We start from the raw sequence: 14,689 nt of genomic DNA, 5'->3' as shown, positions 1-14,689 counted from the left end.
TCTTCCCTTCAGACTGGATCGCGCGACAATGGACACGTCATGCAGTGCCCGCCGCCGCGGCCGCGACTGAGTTCGGCACCATCGACGGTGATCACCTCAATTCCCGCCCGGCGCAGAAGTGTGTTGGTGTAAACATTGCGGTCGTAGGCGACGACCACACCTGGCTCGATGGCGACGACATTGTTGCCGTCGTCCCATTGCTCGCGTTCGGACTCGTAGGCATCGCCACCGGTGGCGATGATGCGCAGCTTCTTGATCCCCATTGCTTCGGCTACCACCGCGGGAAAGGACCGATCCTCCTCGATCACATCGACGGCGGCCTCTGCCTCGCCAGGCCTGATGGAGAAAGTCCGTAGGCGATCGACGACCGGCGGATACGTCGTCGCCACATCCCGGTCGCAGAAGGTGAAGATCGTATCGAGATGCATGAAGCTGCGGTCGCGCGGCATGAGCGCCGCAATGACGCGGGTCGCCTCGCCGGCGGCAAACAGGCTGCGAGCGAGAGCGCCAACTGCCTGCGGCGTCGTCCGCTCTCCCATTCCGACCAGGACAACACCGCCCCCAACCGGCATCACGTCGCCGCCTTCAAGGCTAACGCCTGGCCCGAGGCCTTCGGGTGAGACAAAGGGTAGGCCGGCACCCCGAAAGCGTGGATGGTATCGGTAGACTGCCTCGACGTTGGTCGCCTCGGGCTTGCGCGCCTGCCAGTACATCGGATTGACGGAGATGGAGCTGTAGATCCAGCATGAGCTGTCGCGGGTGAACAGCTGGTTCGGGAGCGGCGGAAGCACGAAATCCTGGGGGAGCAGTGTCCGTCCGGTAAGTCCGGCAGGCTTGAACGGCAGTTCCGCGCGTGCAATGCCACCGATCAATGCCGTGGCGAGTTCTTCGGCGGGCATTTCATCCAGCCAGCTGCGCAGTTCCATCACCATATCAATCCCGACGACCGACGCGTGAACGCGGCGGTCCAGCAGCCAGCGACGCGCCTCGGCGAGGGCCAACGTTTCGCCCAGCAACTGGCCGAACGAGTGCACGATGACACCACGTTCCCTCAGGGCGTCGACAAAGATGTCGTGCTCCTGGCGGGCACGCTTTACCCAGAGCACATCGTCGAACAGCAGGGATCTGCAGTTCTCCGGCGTCAGCCGGCGAAGGCTGAGGTCGGGCCGATGCACCATCACTTCGCGCAGCAGGCCGACCTCGGAATGAACGCCAAGCGGGTTCACGGCGTCCATCACAGCGCGCTTACGGCGCCGGTCCACATCTGGTAGGCGGCAAAGAGGCCGACTGCCACCAGAACGGCTGCGATCACCGCCTCGATCGGATGGAAAACGCGCTCACCGCCCTCGCGTCGTGCCCACACGTAGAACAGCACGCCTGGCGCATAGAGCACCGCGCACATGAACAGGTAGACGGGGCCGGCAGCATAGACGAGCCACAGGCCATAGGCGGTCGCCAGCAGCCCGACCAGCATCGGCCAGGCGCGGTTGTCGCCCGTGCCATAGCTTTCGCCGGTGATGGCGAGCTTGGCCGCATAAGCGCCCGAGAAGATGTACGGCACCAGAATGGCCGCCGATGCGATATAGAACAGCGCCTGGTATGTGCTCTGGGCGTACAGGGTGACGATCAGGAATCCCTGGACCAGCAGGTTAGTGATGAGCAGCGAGGTCGATGGAACGCCCCGTTCGCTTTCACGGGCGAAGAAGGAGGGCATGGTACCGTCCTTCGCCGCCACATGTGGAATCTCGGCCGCCAGCATCGTCCAGGCCAGGAAAGCGCCGAGGACGGATACGACAAGCGCAATGTTGATCAGCACAGCACCCCAGGGACCGACGAGGGCCTCGAGAACGCCAGCCATTGACGGGTTCTTCAACGCTGCGAGCTCTGGCTGGCTGATGATCCCGAGTGATAGTAACGAGACGAGGGCATAGAGGGCGAGGCAGACAGCGAAGCCGATGACGGTAGCAACGGCGACGTCCTTGCGGCGCTCGGCCCTTGCCGAAAACACGCTCGCGCCCTCGATGCCGATGAACACCCAAAGCGTCACCATCATTGTGCTCTTGACCTGGTCTGTCACCGAGCCCAAGTCGACATTGCCGGCCCCGGCAAAGTCGAGGGTCCAAACCTGCAGCTTGAAGGCAACTGCTGCGATCCCGATGAATAGAACGATGGGCGCAACCTTCGCTATGGTCACGACCAGGTTCGTGAGGGCGGCTTGGCGCAGGCCGGCGAGTATCAGGAAATGAACAAGCCATAAGAGCAGCGATGCGCCGAGTACCGCCTGCCAGGTGTTGCCGTCGCCGAAGCTCGGGAAGAAGTATGAGAGGGCGCTGAAAACGATGACAGCGTACGAGACGTTGCCGATCCAGGCGCTGAGCCAGTAGCCCCAGGCGCTGTTAAATCCGACGAATGCACCGAAGCCGGCTTTGGCGTAGGCATAGGGCCCAGCATCGAGGTCCGGCTTACGCGTCGCCAGCGACTGATAGACGAAGACGAGCGCCAGCATGCCGATTGCCGTGATACCCCAGCCGATCATGATGGCGAGTGGGCCGGCGCCCGCGGCCATGTTTTGCGGCAGGCTGAAGACGCCGGAACCGACCATCGAGCCGATGACGAGAGCCGTGAGTGCGCCGAGGCGGAGTTTCTTGTCCTGAGCAGCGATCTTCGTCACCCGAGTGACGGAAGCGTCCAGTTGGGTAATGGCCATGTCTTCCCCCATGGTTTGACATGCGGGTAAGGTGAGCCGAACGCGATCCAGCAACATTGATCCGCATCAACAAAGGGCGGTGCCGGAAATCTTGAAGGAGATGGTCGCGACTGCTCTCGCGAGCGCGCCCTAGCAACGTCAATCATCGGCGTTGATCCACGTCAATGCTCGAGCTTCGGGCGCGCCTATCCTAGCCGCAATCTGACGTCGAGCAGGGCGGCAACCATGCGACTTGGCCGAGAGAAACCTTTTGTCGTCTCACGCCCAGCGGCTCGAGTTCTCGGAAGCCGTAGAGAAGGACACTAACGATGCACATTCAACACGCCGTCGTTTGGGTCGATCACCGCGAGGCGCGAATATTCCTCATTGATCGTGAGGGATTCGAGCGCGCGACCGTGTCGACTGAGCTGCCGCATCACCAGACCCACAACAGGGCCGGCACGATTGACGGCAAGCGAGCAGCGCCTGACCAGTCTTACTACGAGAAGATTGTCACGGCGCTCGAGCCGGCGACGGAATGGTTGATCGTGGGGCCGAGCTCGGCACGCGATGAACTGGCCAGCCACATCCGTGCGCGGGACCCGCACCTGGCAGACCGCGTGATTGGCGTCGAACCAGCCGATCACCCGACCGATCGCGAGATCGTCGCGCACGCGCGCGCCTACTTCAAGGCAGCGGACAGAATGTTGCCAAGAGAAGACTCTCGGGCGCTGTAGGACAGATCCGAATTTGAGCCCACCTGGCGGAGCCAATGTCGAATTGTCTCGTCGTTGGCAACATCATCACAGCACAATGGATTCGAGGCCGCGACACTTGTTGCGTGCCGCATTTCGCAAGAGGCGCGAAAGGTCCCGACTGCTCGTGCGCCTAGGCCTGATCTCGACAGAGCGCGACACTGCGCGTCAATGTGAAAAGAGCACCGGAAGGCGCAGGTCGTCCAGCACATCCTGCGTTGCGCCGCCCAGCACGAAGTCCCGCACGCGTGAGTGGCCGTAGCCGCCCATCGCCAGCAACTTCGCTCCGCGCTCGATGGCACGCTCCTGAAGGCTGACGCCGATCGGGCAATCCTCGGCATGGATCGAGAAGCCCTCTGCAGCGAGGCCACGCTTCCGCAGTCCAGCGGCCAACCGCTCCCCCATATCGCCTTCCCTGAGCGGCTTCTCATCGACGACGGTCAGTACGGAGATCTTCGCAGCCCGCACAAGAAAGGGTGCTGCATCCGCCATCGCGCGGGCAGCCACCCGGCTTCCGTCCCAGGCAATTGCGACGTGGTCAATCGTTTGGATGGTTGTGAGTTCCGGTAACAACAGAACCGGACGGCCGGCGCCGAATATGACCGCTTCCGCGCATGCTCGCGATGTCAGATTGCTTGCTTCCCACCCGAGCAGGGCAATGTCGAAATAGCGCGCCTCGGCTGCCGCAGCCTCGCCAAGAAAAGCGAGTGCAGGCGACGCTGCCATCGTCGTCAGATTCACGTCCTGTTTAGCGGCTTCCTCTTTCACTTTTGCTAGTAGATGTTCGCCCCGTTCGCGACTCACCCTCTCGGCCTGCTTGATGAGCTCGGGCAACTTCAGAAGCAAGCGTGACAGCGTGTTCGAGACGTCCGGTATATCTGCATTCAGGGTCAGCGCTTGCAGGTCGGCGCCCAGATAGGCGGCGACAGCCACGGCATTTGCCGCAACGGCATCGGAATTTGCATCCGGATAAGTGACGAGCGGCAGAATGGCTTGGATCTTCATGCTTGCCTCCGTGGGCTACGTTTTGATTTTCAATGCGACATGAACAGTGGAACTGGCGCCTCATCGAGCAACGACCGAGTGACACCACCCAGGACCGCTTCGCGAAAGCGCGAATGCACAAAAGCGCCCATCACGATCAGGTCGATGTCTTCCTCGGTCACGAACAGGCGCAATCGCGCTGCGACATCTGCACGCCTCGCTGTCAATGTCGCGAGCTTGCAATCGTTCACGCCGTGCCTAGCGAGATAGGTCGCAAGGTCGGCGCCCGGCGCCATGCGTGAAAGATCCTTTTCACCTGAGACGGTTACAGCGATGACTGAATCCGCTCTTTGCAGAAACATCAGTGCGTCCATGACCGATCTGGCCGCACGGGCGCTGCCATCCCACGCGATGACGATGCGGCGCGGCGTGGCGCTGCCGCCCTGTGCGGGGACGACTACGGCAGGGCGGCCGCTGTCGAAGAGAATGTCTTCGATAGTCGTGCGAGCAGTCGTGCCCACCGCGTCGCCGGCATCGAGCACGGTCAGGTCATGGACTCGTGCCAATTGCATCAATCGCGAGGAGCGCTGCTCGAAAGGCGATCTCGCTTGCTCGACGATAAAATCTATTCCGACGCCCTTGACGAGTTTGCTAACGCCCTTTGTCACGATTGAGCATTGGCGCTCCAGTCGTTCGCTCTCGCGCCGCAGCCAAGCGGAGGCCGATCCTGCACTTGTTGCCAAGGGAGCCAGCGGGATTGGCGCAAGCACATAGAGCGACAAGCTTGCGCGTTGCTTTGCCGCCAACTCGATGGCAAAACGCAGAGCGGGCGTTTCGGCGAACGTCGCCTGCCCATGGATCGCGACCAAGACGCATTTCGCCGCGTGGTAGTCGATAACCGAAGATTTGATCGTGGCGATGTTCATTTGAGTTGCACGCTCTGGATGTAGGCGATGATCGCCTCAATCTGGTCAGGGGATGCCACGAACTCCGGCATATCCGGGTGACCGGTGGAAATCCCTTCGGCGAGCGCCTCTGCCAGATTGTCGACCGGATAGCGCGCGGACAGCACCCGGAAAGCAGGCGCGTCGGGATGTGGGCTGGAATCCGCTGCAGCTACCGCGTGACATGGCGAGCAGTTCGTCCGCACCAGAGCCTCGCCTTGGGCGATGTCCGGACCACTGCGGGCAGGCGAGGTCGAGAGCGGGACAAATGCCGCCAACCCAAGGCACAACGCCCCAAGGGACAACGCCTTGGTCAGTCGATCACTGCTGCGGATGGAAATCATGTTGGCAGCTTAAGCCTGTCACCGCGCTTGGCGTTGATCTAGCGCAACACGACGAATCAAGCCGCTGGACGCCGGTGGTGGAGCAGCTACCCTATTGCGAGATGCTTGGCCGTAGGACGTTGCCGCCAACGCATTGACAGCTTGTCGACCTCCGAAACCATAAGAAGCGACGCGGCGATCGCCAATAGCAGCGCCCAGTCGCTGATCGAGACTGGCGTCAGTCCAAGCGTGTCGCGCATCCATGGCAGGTGCATCGCCCCGATATGCAATGCTTGTGCTGCAACGACGCCGATGACGAGGAGGGGATTGGCAGAGATCGGCTGGGAGAAAACGGAGTGCCGTTCGGATCGGCTGTTGAAGGTTTGGAAATTTTCAAACAGCACGAAGAGGAGCAGAAGATAGTTGCGCGCGTCGTGCTCGGAGTGACCGCGTTCCAGGAGCCACCAGAAGACCAGAAAGCCGCCGATGCCCATCACGACGGTGGCCTGCAGAATGCGCCGGATCATCGCGCGATCAAAGACTGGCTCAGACGGACTGCGCGGCGGATAGAAAAGCTCGTCGCCCTCCGGCTTCTCAGCTGCAAGGGCGACGTCCTGAATGCCGTTCGTGACCAGGTTTAGCCATAGAAGCTGCACTGGCAGTAGGGGCATCGGCAATCCAAGCGGAATGGCCAACAGGAACAGAACCACCTCCGCGGCGCCCGTCGATACAAGCATGGCAACGACCTTGCGAATATTGGCATAGGCGACGCGACCTTCCCGAATGCCGCCGACGATTGAAGCAAAGTTGTCGTCGGTGGCGATAATGTCGGCGCTTTCCTTAGCGACGTCCGTGCCTTTCCTCCCCATTGCCACTCCGACATGAGCGTGTTTCAGTGCGGGGGCATCGTTGACCCCGTCACCGGTTACAGCAACGAATTGACCATTTCGTCCCAGCGAGAGCACGATCGACAGTTTCTGAGCTGGCTCCACTCTCGCATAAATGCGAGCAGAACGGGTCAACTCGTCGAGCTGTGCCTGGCTCTGGTCTTCCGCCTGGCGCACAGCCGCTCCGGTGACGACGCGATCTTCGGAAAACTCGAGGCCGGCATCGCGTGCAATCGCGGTTGCAGTCTTCGGATCGTCACCGGTGATCATAACCACGTCGACACCGGCGGTGCGGCAGGCGCGGATCGCATCCGGCACTTCAGGACGCAACGGATCGTGCATTCCAGCGAAGCCGAGAAAGACGAGATTGACCAAATGTCTGTGGCCGTAGCCACCATTCACGTCGGTGTCGATCTCGCCTTCGGCGAAAGCCAAGACACGCAGTCCGCGACCGGCGAGCTCTTCCTTTTGGTTTATCAGCGCGGCACGATCGATCGGCACGGCGGTGCCGCCAATATCCATACGGTCGGACATGCCGATCAATTGCTCGGGCGCGCCCTTTGCGAAGATTTTTACGCGATCCGAGCGCTCGTGGAATGAGGCGGCGTATTTGAGATCAGGCTCGTAGGGGATGCGCGTCAGCAGTGGATGACCCGCCAGAACTTCCTCGTGCACAATTCCGCATTTGCGGGCGGCCGCAAGAAGTGCCACATCGACGGTATCGCCGAAGCCCTTCCATGCGTTTTCCGCGACGATCAGAGAGCCTTCATTCGGGAGTGCTGCTGCCCGCAGAAGGCCAACCGCGCGGACTCTCGCTCGTTGCGCATCGACATTAGGAGACTCGACCAGACAAGCATCGAGATCATGCCCGGCTTCGAACATGATCGTGGTGCCGTCCGGCAGTTTCAGCTCCTTGACCGTCAACTCGTTCATCGTGAGCGTGCCGGTCTTGTCTGTGGCGATCACGGTACAGGAGCCGAGCGCCTCGATTGCCGTCATGTTGCGTGCGATGACGTTTGCCTTCGCCATGCGCCGCATCGCGATGGCGAGTGCTACCGAAATGGCGACCGGCAGTCCTTCGGGGATGGCGCTGACGGCCAGGCCGACCGCCATCAAGAACAATGAATGAATGTCCATGTTGCGCAGCCAGCCGACCGCTACGAGCGCAGCGATCGCTACACCAACCGTGAGCGCGATCGTGCGTGAAAAGGCATCGAGCCTGATCAGCAGAGGTGGACGCGACAGCGAGCTCTTGGCGATCTCTCGGGCGATTTTGCCGATTTCCGTCGTCTGACCGGTCGCGGTAACCAAGCCGCGCCCGCGCCCGCGGGTGACCATCGTGCCAGCATGGGCCAGCATGCTCCTGTCATCCGAACGCTCGACTGAAGCGTCTTTCTTGACTGGAGCGGACTCGCCAGTCAGGAGGGATTCGTCACACCGGAGATCTTCACTTGCCAGGAGTTGCAGATCCGCCGGAACGCGCCCGCCTGCCTCGAGCAAGACCACATCGCCAGGAACGACCTCGCGTGCATCGATATCCTGACGGATGCCGTCCCGGATCACGCTTGCATGTGGCTGCTCCAGTCTCCTGAGGGCGATAGCGGCCCTGCCGGCTGAGTGCTCCTGAACCGTACCGATGACCGCATTAATCAACAGAACGATCCCGATGAAGATCGCATCCTCGACATCGCTGATTGCAGCCGAAACGACGGCCGCAACAAAAAGAATGTATATCAGCGGGCTGCGAAACTGGTGGAAGAACACGACAGCCAAAGAAGGGGCCTTGGGCTCCGGGAGAGCGTTGCGCCCGTACCGTTGCAGCCGGTCGGCGGCTTCGGCTTGCGACAGACCGGAGTCACCGACGCGTGTGACAGCATTCATAAGATCGGTCCCATCACGGCCTCTTCTTCGCCCAAGGGTAAGCAGCAAATCCACTGGAGACGTTGATCGGTATCAACCGGAGAGGCGCCCCGGTAGGGCAGTTGCAGTGCGACATGCCGATGGGCCGCTCGTATTTGGCGTCCGTTTCGTGCCGGGGATATTCCGATGAGGCGTCGATAAACCCCTGAAATGGGAGCCCGCCACCTGCGAATCCAATGATGTGGCGCATGAGGAGTGCCGCAGCGTCGAGTTGACGTGCATCAACGCCGGCCGTCAGCAGCCGTGATCGTCTCGCTTCCATCCACGGAGTAGAGACAATGACGTTCAAAACAATCATGGTGCAGCTCGATCTTGAGAGTCCGGCCGCTCCGCGCATCGAATTTGGTTGGGATCTCGCACGCCGCTTCGAAGCGGACATGATTGCCTTTGCTGCCGCTGAATCGAACCTCATTGTGCCAGTCGGGAACGATGGCATCGCAGCTGCCGAAGTGATGCGTCAGCAGGTCGAGGAAATCGAGGCGCGACTCAAGAAACTGGAGAAGGAATTCCAGACGGTAACGAATGGCAATTCTCGTGCGTCCTGGCGTGGGGATATTGGCGATCCAACGCGGCTGTTGGCGCTAAATGCTAGGGCCGCGGACCTGATCGTGGCGGGTGCGCCAGGCGGCTCGCTCGGCCCGTCCCGCGGTTTCGTCGATGCCGGCGCCCTGATCCTGTCGGCCGGACGACCGGTCCTTGTGCACTCGGACAACCTTGCACCGATACGGCTCGAATGCGTGGTCGTGGGCTGGAAGGATACGCGCGAAGCGCGCCGGGCGGTCGTCGACGCGATGCCGTTCCTGACGCAGGCGCAGCATGTCCTGGTAGCCGCGGTTGACGATATTGACCCGAAGGGCGCGCGCGAGAGTGTCGCAGACGTCGTACGTTTTCTCATGAAGCACGGCGTCAAGGCGCGATCCGAAGTCATGGCACTCGGCAGTTCACAGGCCGCCGATGCGCTCGGCACCATGGCGGCCGAAACCGGCGCGAATCTCGTCGTGGCAGGTGGCTATGGCCACAGTCGGCTGCGCGAATGGGCGTTCGGTGGTGTGACTCGGTCGCTCCTCAGCGAGACCGGTCTCCATCGGCTCTTCTCGAATTGATCAACGGAAACGTCCGGAGGGCTCGATCGATCGCCGGTTGATGCAGGTCAATGATGAAGCACCTTCTGCGCATTTGAATTGCTGCACTTGTCGGGCCGGTTGGAAGCTGAGTTCGACAAGCAGGATAGCAAGGCCCCGTTGGGGACACACGCTATGCCTGTGGAGCAACCCCACCTCCCTGAGGAGTCAAAACGATGCCTGAAGCCACCAAACTGCCAATAAAGACCGAGAAGACCACGACACCTGCTTCGGCCACCCCGGGCTGGGCGCCGTTCGACAGCTTGCGCCGCGAGATCGACCGGCTGTTCGACGAATTCCATCCCTTCGGCAGATCCTTGCCGGCCACACGCTCGATCTTCGACTTCGGGATGCCAAGGCTGCACGGCGAGTGGCCCGTGGCGCCGGCGATGGATCTCGTCGAGAAGGAGAAGGAGTACGAGGTCACCGCCGAGCTGCCGGGGATCGACGAGAAGAACGTCGAGATCAAGCTCGCCAACCATACGCTGACCATCAAGGGCGAGAAGGAGGAAAAGAAGGAGGAGAAACAGAAGGACTACCACCTGTCCGAGCGTCGTTACGGCTCCTTCCAGCGCTCCTTCGCTTTGCCCGAGGGCGTCGACGCCGACAAGATCGAGGCGAACTTCGCCAAGGGCGTCTTGACAGTGAAGCTGCCGAAGACGGCCGAGGCCCAGAAGGCCGAGAAGAAGATCGAGGTGAAGGCGGCCTGACCACCGGCAGGCGGCATCCATCGGCAGTTCGCATCGATGTCGCCTGGCCTTTCAGATGGCAGAATCGCAAGGAGGAATCGACATGACCTCGATACCCAATTTCTCACATTCGGCGCAGCAGGCCCAGCAATGGGTCAACGAGCTGGCGACGGAGCTCGGCTGGAGCGACCGGCGGGCGTTTCATTTTTTGAAAGCCGTGCTCACGACGCTGCGTGATTGGCTTTCTCCCGAAGAGTCAGCCGATCTGTCCGCGCAGCTGCCGACGCTCATCAGGGGCATCTACTTCGAGGGCTGGAATCCCGCGGATGCGCCCGCGGCAGAACGCAAGAAGCAGGACTTCATCATGCGAGTGGAGAGCGCGCTCGGATACGAGACCAACATCAATTACGATGGCGCGATCAATGCCGTCTTCGCGCTGATCGATCGTCACATTTCGCAAGGCGAAAGCGTGCAGGTTCGGGCCTCGATGAAGAAATCCCTTCGCCAACTCTGGCCGGCACACTGATGTTCGAGGATAGGCAACAGGCAGGCCGGCAACTCGCGGCCGAACTCGATAAGCTACGGCTTCAGCAGCCCGTTGTGCTTGCTCTGCCTCGTGGCGGAGTGCCTGTCGCCGCTGAGGTCGCAAAAGTGCTGGGCACCGCCCTTGACCTGGTCATCGTGCGCAAGGTCGGAGCGCCAGGGAACCCGGAACTTGCCGTGGCGGCGATCGTCGATGGCGATCCGCCAGACGTCGTGCTCAATCGCGAGATCGTCGAAGCATATGCGCTGGACAACTCTCAGCTCGCCGATTTGATCAAGCGCGAGCGTCCTGAACTGGAACGGCGTCGACTTGCCTATCTTGGTGACCGCCATCCGCTGTCGGTTGAAGGCAAGACAGTGATCGTTGTCGATGATGGAGCCGCGACCGGCACCACGATGAAGGTCGCCGTTCGAGCGCTCAGGCGGCGATCGCCGCGCGAGATCGTCGTTGCACTGCCCGTCGCCCCGCTCGATACAATCGAGGAACTTATGCTAGAGGCCAACAGAGTGGTCTGCCTAAGCCAGCCTACGCGTTTCCACGCACTTGGGTACCACTACAAAGCATTTCCGCACTTGAGCGACGGCGAGGTCACCGAGGCGCTGCAGGAGGTAGCACGTCGCCGGAAGCCTCACGCAGCGTTCTTTCCTCGCGCAGCTGATCCATGAACTCTCTCGCGCGGTTCAGTTGATACGCATCAAAGCACTGACTGACGGAAGCGTGTCCTGTGGCTGCGCTAACAAATGCAGTCACTCGATGAAGCAGCCGATCTTCTCAGCCCACGGCCTCACAAAGGTCCATCGCTCGGGTGATGTCGAGGTCTTCGCCTTGCGTGGCGTCGATCTCGATCTCTACGCGGGCGAGATGGCCGTCCTGCTCGGACCTTCGGGCAGCGGCAAGTCGACGCTGCTCAACATCATGGGCGGGCTCGATCAGGCCACCTCCGGGACCGTCCGTTTCCGCGATAAGGAACTGACCACTGCGTCAGAGAGCCAGCTGACCCGTTACCGACGTGATCACGTCGGCTTTGTCTTTCAATTCTACAATCTGATTCCTAGCCTCACCGCGTGGGAGAACGTCGCCCTGGTCACCGAGATCTCGACCGATCCAATGCCACCAGAGGAGGCGCTGGAGATGGTCGGGCTCAAGGAGAGAATGTCTCATTTCCCGGCACAGCTCTCCGGCGGCGAACAGCAGCGCGTGGCTATCGCGCGGGCAATTGCCAAGCGGCCGGAAGTGATGCTGTGCGACGAGCCGACGGGCGCCCTTGATTCCAAGACCGGCATCCTCGTGCTCGAGGCACTCTCCCGCATCAATGCCGAGCTGGGGACGACCATGGCGATCATCACCCACAACGCAGGCATCCAGAGGATCGCGCACCGGGTCCTCACCTTCAGGGACGGCCGCATTGTCGGAGCGGTGGCCAACGAGACACGTGCCCAGCCGGCGGAAGTGACCTGGTAGTATGCTTTCGATCCTCGACCGCAAGCTCTTGCGCGACCTCAGCAGGATGTGGGCGCAGGTCCTCGCGATCGCGCTGGTTATGGCCTGCGGGGTCGCAACTCTCCTTCTTGCGATCGGCAGCTATCGTTCGCTCGAGGAGACACGCTCAGCGTTCTACGATCGCTATCGTTTCGCGACCGTGTTTACTGGATTGACCCGCGCGCCCCTGCACTTGGGCAGGAAGATCGCCAGCATCGACGGTGTAAGCGCGCTTGAGTTGCGCGTCGTGCGGCCCGCGCTGCTCGACATCGCCGGGATGGCCGAACCTGCGACGGGCCTTGCCATCTCTATCCCGGATCGTGGCGAGCCGGCCGTCAACCGACTCTATCTGCGTTCTGGCCGCTTTCCCGAACCGGGCAGGGCCGACGAGGTCGTGGTGATAGAGCCGTTTGCGCAAGCTCACAGCATGACGACCGGTTTCCGCTTCGATGCGGTCCTGAACGGACGCAAGCGCACACTGACGGTGACCGGCATCGTTTTATCGCCGGAATTCATCTACGCCGTGGGGCCTGGCGACATGCTGCCGGACCAGAAGCGCTTCGGTATCTTCTTCATGGACAGAACCGCGCTCGCCGGTCTCTTCGACATGAACGAGGCGTTCAACGACGTCGTGCTGCGGACGCGCCGCGATGCCGACTTGCCCGTGGTGATCGACGCTCTGGATGCGCTGCTTAAGCCCTATGGAGGCACAGGCGCCTATGATCGAAGCGACCAGTTCTCTCACGCCTTCCTCGATCACGAGCTCACCCAGCTGAGGGCGATGTCTGCGGTCGTCCCCCCGGTATTCCTGTTCGTCTCGGCGTTTCTCGTCAACATGGTTCTGACACGCCTCATCTCGCTGGAGCGCGAGCAGATCGGGCTGCTCAAGGCGGTTGGATACAGCCGGGCGGCGGTCGCTTGGCACTACGCCAAGCTCACGCTCGTGATCTCGACGATCGGCCTTCTGATCGGTGCTGTTACGGGCTATCAGCTCGGCATCGGACTGACCCGGCTCTACTCCGAGTTCTATTCATTTCCGTTCCTCATCTTCCGGCAAAGCCTCGATCTCTATGTCATCGCATGCGGCGCTGCGGTCATGGCCGCGCTTGCGGGCGCGGCCCGTGCGATCTGGTCAGTCGTGGTCTTGCCGCCAGCGGTCGCCATGCAGCCACCGGCGCCGACGCGCTACCGCAGCCTTTTGGCCGGCGGTACGCGCTCCGTTGCACTGATGTCGCAACTCACCGTCATGGCTCTCCGCCATCTGGTGCGCTGGCCGGCGAGAACGCTGCTTACAATGCTTGGGGCCTCATTGTCGCTCGCCTTGCTCATCATGGCGCTGTTCTCCTTTGATTCCCTCGATTTTATGATCGACACAGTGTTCTTCCGCGCCGAGCGGCAGGACGCCCTGCTGACGTTCAATCAGGAGCTTTCCCCGCGAGTTCTGGAGGACGTCGCCCGATTGCCCGGCGCGCTCAGGGCCGAGCCATTCCGAACCGTCCCCGTGATCTTGCGCAAGGGCCACCGGGAGAAACGCCTCGCGATCTCTGGCGTCCCGCGCCAGCCCGACCTCATTCAGGTCCTGGACGAACACCTCCGGGCGGTCGAGCTACCGTCGAGCGGCCTCCTGATCTCGGAGCGGGTAAGCTCCACGCTACATTTGCGGGTTGGAGATCTGGTCGAGGTCGAGCTTCTGGAGCGAGATCATCGGATCGAGCGCGTTCCGGTCACGGCGATCGTGCAGAGCTTCGTCGGCCTGGCCGTGTTCATGCGGCTTGAGTCCCTCGACCGGTTGGTCGGTGATGGCCCCAGGATCGGCAGCGTAAGGCTGGCGGTCGATAGCGGACACCTCGATGCTTTCCATGCTGCGGTCAAGAAAACACCTGTGATCGCCTCGGTCGCTCTGCTGGGCGTTTCGCGAACGCGCTTCGGCGAGACGATAAAGGAGAACATGACGATCATGACCACTGTCTACACGACGCTGGCGGTGATCATCACTTTCGGAGTCGTTTACAATACGGCGCGGATCCAGCTGTCCGAGCGCGCTCGCGAGCTGGCGAGCCTGCGGGTGCTCGGCTTCACGCGAGCCGAAGTCTCGAGCGTCTTGCTCATCGAGCTTGCCGTCATCGTGTTGCTCTCTCAACCGCTCGGCTGGATCGCGGGCTACGGCTTCGCGTGGCTGGTCGTGCAGTCCTCCGATAGCGATCTCTTTCGAATTCCGTTTGTGGTCGAGCAATCGACCTTTGCGATTGCCAGCCTGGTCGTGGTCGGCGTTGCCGTGCTGGCCGCGCTGCTCGTTCGCCGTCGCGTCGATCGACTGGATCTGGTGCGGGTGCTCAAGACGAGGGATTAGCTTTATG

The 14,689-nt window shown here is 61.6% G+C and carries 14 protein-coding genes; 7 read left to right on the top strand and 7 right to left on the bottom strand.

All coding sequences use genetic code 11. The annotated features are described in order from the left end of the window. Positions 1-8: 8 nt before the first annotated feature. Both EOA78_RS07890 and arcD read right to left on the bottom strand, forming a co-directional pair. Positions 9-1,226, bottom strand: coding sequence for an arginine deiminase (locus tag EOA78_RS07890; protein ID WP_127314680.1), 1,218 nt, complete (start codon positions 1,224-1,226; stop codon positions 9-11). A gap of 8 nt (positions 1,227-1,234) precedes the next feature. Continuing rightward, the gene (gene arcD / locus EOA78_RS07885) at positions 1,235-2,707 is read right to left on the bottom strand and encodes an arginine-ornithine antiporter (RefSeq protein ID WP_127314634.1); all 1,473 of its coding nucleotides are present in this window, start codon (positions 2,705-2,707) and stop codon (positions 1,235-1,237) included. Positions 2,708-3,015: 308 nt separating this feature from the next. Here arcD and EOA78_RS07880 point away from each other — a divergent pair, with 308 nt between their 5' ends. Continuing rightward, positions 3,016-3,423, top strand: a complete 408-nt coding sequence (locus EOA78_RS07880) for a translational machinery protein (protein ID WP_127314633.1) — start codon at positions 3,016-3,018, stop codon at positions 3,421-3,423. Between the two features lie 186 nt (positions 3,424-3,609). Here EOA78_RS07880 and EOA78_RS07875 read toward each other — a convergent pair whose 3' ends face one another. The 5 genes from EOA78_RS07875 to EOA78_RS35880 all read right to left on the bottom strand — a co-directional run bounded on the left by EOA78_RS07875 (position 3,610) and on the right by EOA78_RS35880 (position 8,797). Then, positions 3,610-4,446 (bottom strand): universal stress protein, encoded by an 837-nt coding sequence (locus tag EOA78_RS07875; RefSeq protein ID WP_127314632.1) that lies wholly within the window; start codon positions 4,444-4,446, stop codon positions 3,610-3,612. A 29-nt stretch (positions 4,447-4,475) separates the two neighbouring features. Next, on the bottom strand, positions 4,476-5,351 hold the full coding sequence (locus EOA78_RS07870; RefSeq protein ID WP_127314631.1) for a universal stress protein: 876 nt from the start codon (positions 5,349-5,351) through the stop codon (positions 4,476-4,478). Further along, positions 5,348-5,713 carry a cytochrome c gene (locus tag EOA78_RS07865; RefSeq protein WP_127314630.1) on the bottom strand — a complete coding sequence of 122 codons (366 nt, stop codon included), beginning with the start codon at positions 5,711-5,713 and terminating at the stop codon, positions 5,348-5,350. The genes EOA78_RS07870 and EOA78_RS07865 overlap by 4 nt, the downstream gene beginning before the upstream one ends. 86 nt (positions 5,714-5,799) lie before the next feature. Next, positions 5,800-8,460, bottom strand: coding sequence for an HAD-IC family P-type ATPase (locus EOA78_RS07860; RefSeq protein WP_127314679.1), 2,661 nt, complete (start codon positions 8,458-8,460; stop codon positions 5,800-5,802). Positions 8,461-8,473: 13 nt separating this feature from the next. Then, positions 8,474-8,797, bottom strand: a complete 324-nt coding sequence (locus EOA78_RS35880) for a hypothetical protein (protein WP_164783670.1) — start codon at positions 8,795-8,797, stop codon at positions 8,474-8,476. On the opposite strand from EOA78_RS35880, the gene EOA78_RS07855 reads away from it, so the two are divergent. The 6 genes from EOA78_RS07855 (at position 8,796) to EOA78_RS07830 (ending at position 14,682) form a co-directional block, all read left to right on the top strand. Then, complete coding sequence (locus tag EOA78_RS07855) at positions 8,796-9,602, top strand: universal stress protein (protein WP_245477426.1); 807 nt, start codon at positions 8,796-8,798, stop codon at positions 9,600-9,602. The two genes, EOA78_RS35880 and EOA78_RS07855, sit on opposite strands and share 2 nt — an antisense overlap. A 194-nt stretch (positions 9,603-9,796) precedes the next feature. After that, positions 9,797-10,330 (top strand): Hsp20/alpha crystallin family protein, encoded by a 534-nt coding sequence (locus EOA78_RS07850; protein WP_127314628.1) that lies wholly within the window; start codon positions 9,797-9,799, stop codon positions 10,328-10,330. Positions 10,331-10,412: 82 nt separating this feature from the next. Further along, entirely contained in the window at positions 10,413-10,835 is a 423-nt protein-coding gene (locus EOA78_RS07845; RefSeq protein ID WP_245477425.1) for a DUF2267 domain-containing protein, read from the top strand. After that, a complete protein-coding gene (locus tag EOA78_RS07840; protein ID WP_127314626.1) occupies positions 10,835-11,518 on the top strand; it encodes a phosphoribosyltransferase family protein in 684 nt (227 codons plus the stop codon). The genes EOA78_RS07845 and EOA78_RS07840 overlap by 1 nt, the downstream gene beginning before the upstream one ends. A gap of 88 nt (positions 11,519-11,606) precedes the next feature. Continuing rightward, positions 11,607-12,314 (top strand): ABC transporter ATP-binding protein, encoded by a 708-nt coding sequence (locus EOA78_RS07835; protein ID WP_127314625.1) that lies wholly within the window; start codon positions 11,607-11,609, stop codon positions 12,312-12,314. A gap of 1 nt (position 12,315) precedes the next feature. Further along, complete coding sequence (locus tag EOA78_RS07830; protein WP_127314624.1) at positions 12,316-14,682, top strand: ABC transporter permease; 2,367 nt, start codon at positions 12,316-12,318, stop codon at positions 14,680-14,682. Positions 14,683-14,689 lie beyond the last annotated feature (7 nt).

It is taken from the genome of Mesorhizobium sp. M5C.F.Cr.IN.023.01.1.1, assembly GCF_003997585.1.
Classification (GTDB): domain Bacteria; phylum Pseudomonadota; class Alphaproteobacteria; order Rhizobiales; family Rhizobiaceae; genus Mesorhizobium; species Mesorhizobium wenxiniae.
Note: the sequence above shows the minus strand (reverse complement) of the source record. Positions and strands in the feature narration are given on the sequence as shown.

Bases quoted from the DNA above. Each gene is read 5' to 3' on its own strand.
- EOA78_RS07855 (WP_245477426.1), top strand. From the start codon at position 8,796: ATGGTGCAGCTCGATCTTGAGAGTCCGGCCGCTCCGCGCATCGAATTT.
- EOA78_RS07830 (WP_127314624.1), top strand. From the start codon at position 12,316: ATGCTTTCGATCCTCGACCGCAAGCTCTTGCGCGACCTCAGCAGGATG.
- EOA78_RS35880 (WP_164783670.1), bottom strand. From the start codon at position 8,797: ATGATTGTTTTGAACGTCATTGTCTCTACTCCGTGGATGGAAGCGAGA.
- EOA78_RS07835 (WP_127314625.1), top strand. From the start codon at position 11,607: ATGAAGCAGCCGATCTTCTCAGCCCACGGCCTCACAAAGGTCCATCGC.
- EOA78_RS07865 (WP_127314630.1), bottom strand. From the start codon at position 5,713: ATGATTTCCATCCGCAGCAGTGATCGACTGACCAAGGCGTTGTCCCTT.
- EOA78_RS07845 (WP_245477425.1), top strand. From the start codon at position 10,413: ATGACCTCGATACCCAATTTCTCACATTCGGCGCAGCAGGCCCAGCAA.
- EOA78_RS07840 (WP_127314626.1), top strand. From the start codon at position 10,835: ATGTTCGAGGATAGGCAACAGGCAGGCCGGCAACTCGCGGCCGAACTC.
- EOA78_RS07875 (WP_127314632.1), bottom strand. From the start codon at position 4,446: ATGAAGATCCAAGCCATTCTGCCGCTCGTCACTTATCCGGATGCAAAT.
- EOA78_RS07850 (WP_127314628.1), top strand. From the start codon at position 9,797: ATGCCTGAAGCCACCAAACTGCCAATAAAGACCGAGAAGACCACGACA.
- EOA78_RS07880 (WP_127314633.1), top strand. From the start codon at position 3,016: ATGCACATTCAACACGCCGTCGTTTGGGTCGATCACCGCGAGGCGCGA.
- arcD (WP_127314634.1), bottom strand. From the start codon at position 2,707: ATGGCCATTACCCAACTGGACGCTTCCGTCACTCGGGTGACGAAGATC.
- EOA78_RS07870 (WP_127314631.1), bottom strand. From the start codon at position 5,351: ATGAACATCGCCACGATCAAATCTTCGGTTATCGACTACCACGCGGCG.
- EOA78_RS07860 (WP_127314679.1), bottom strand. From the start codon at position 8,460: ATGAATGCTGTCACACGCGTCGGTGACTCCGGTCTGTCGCAAGCCGAA.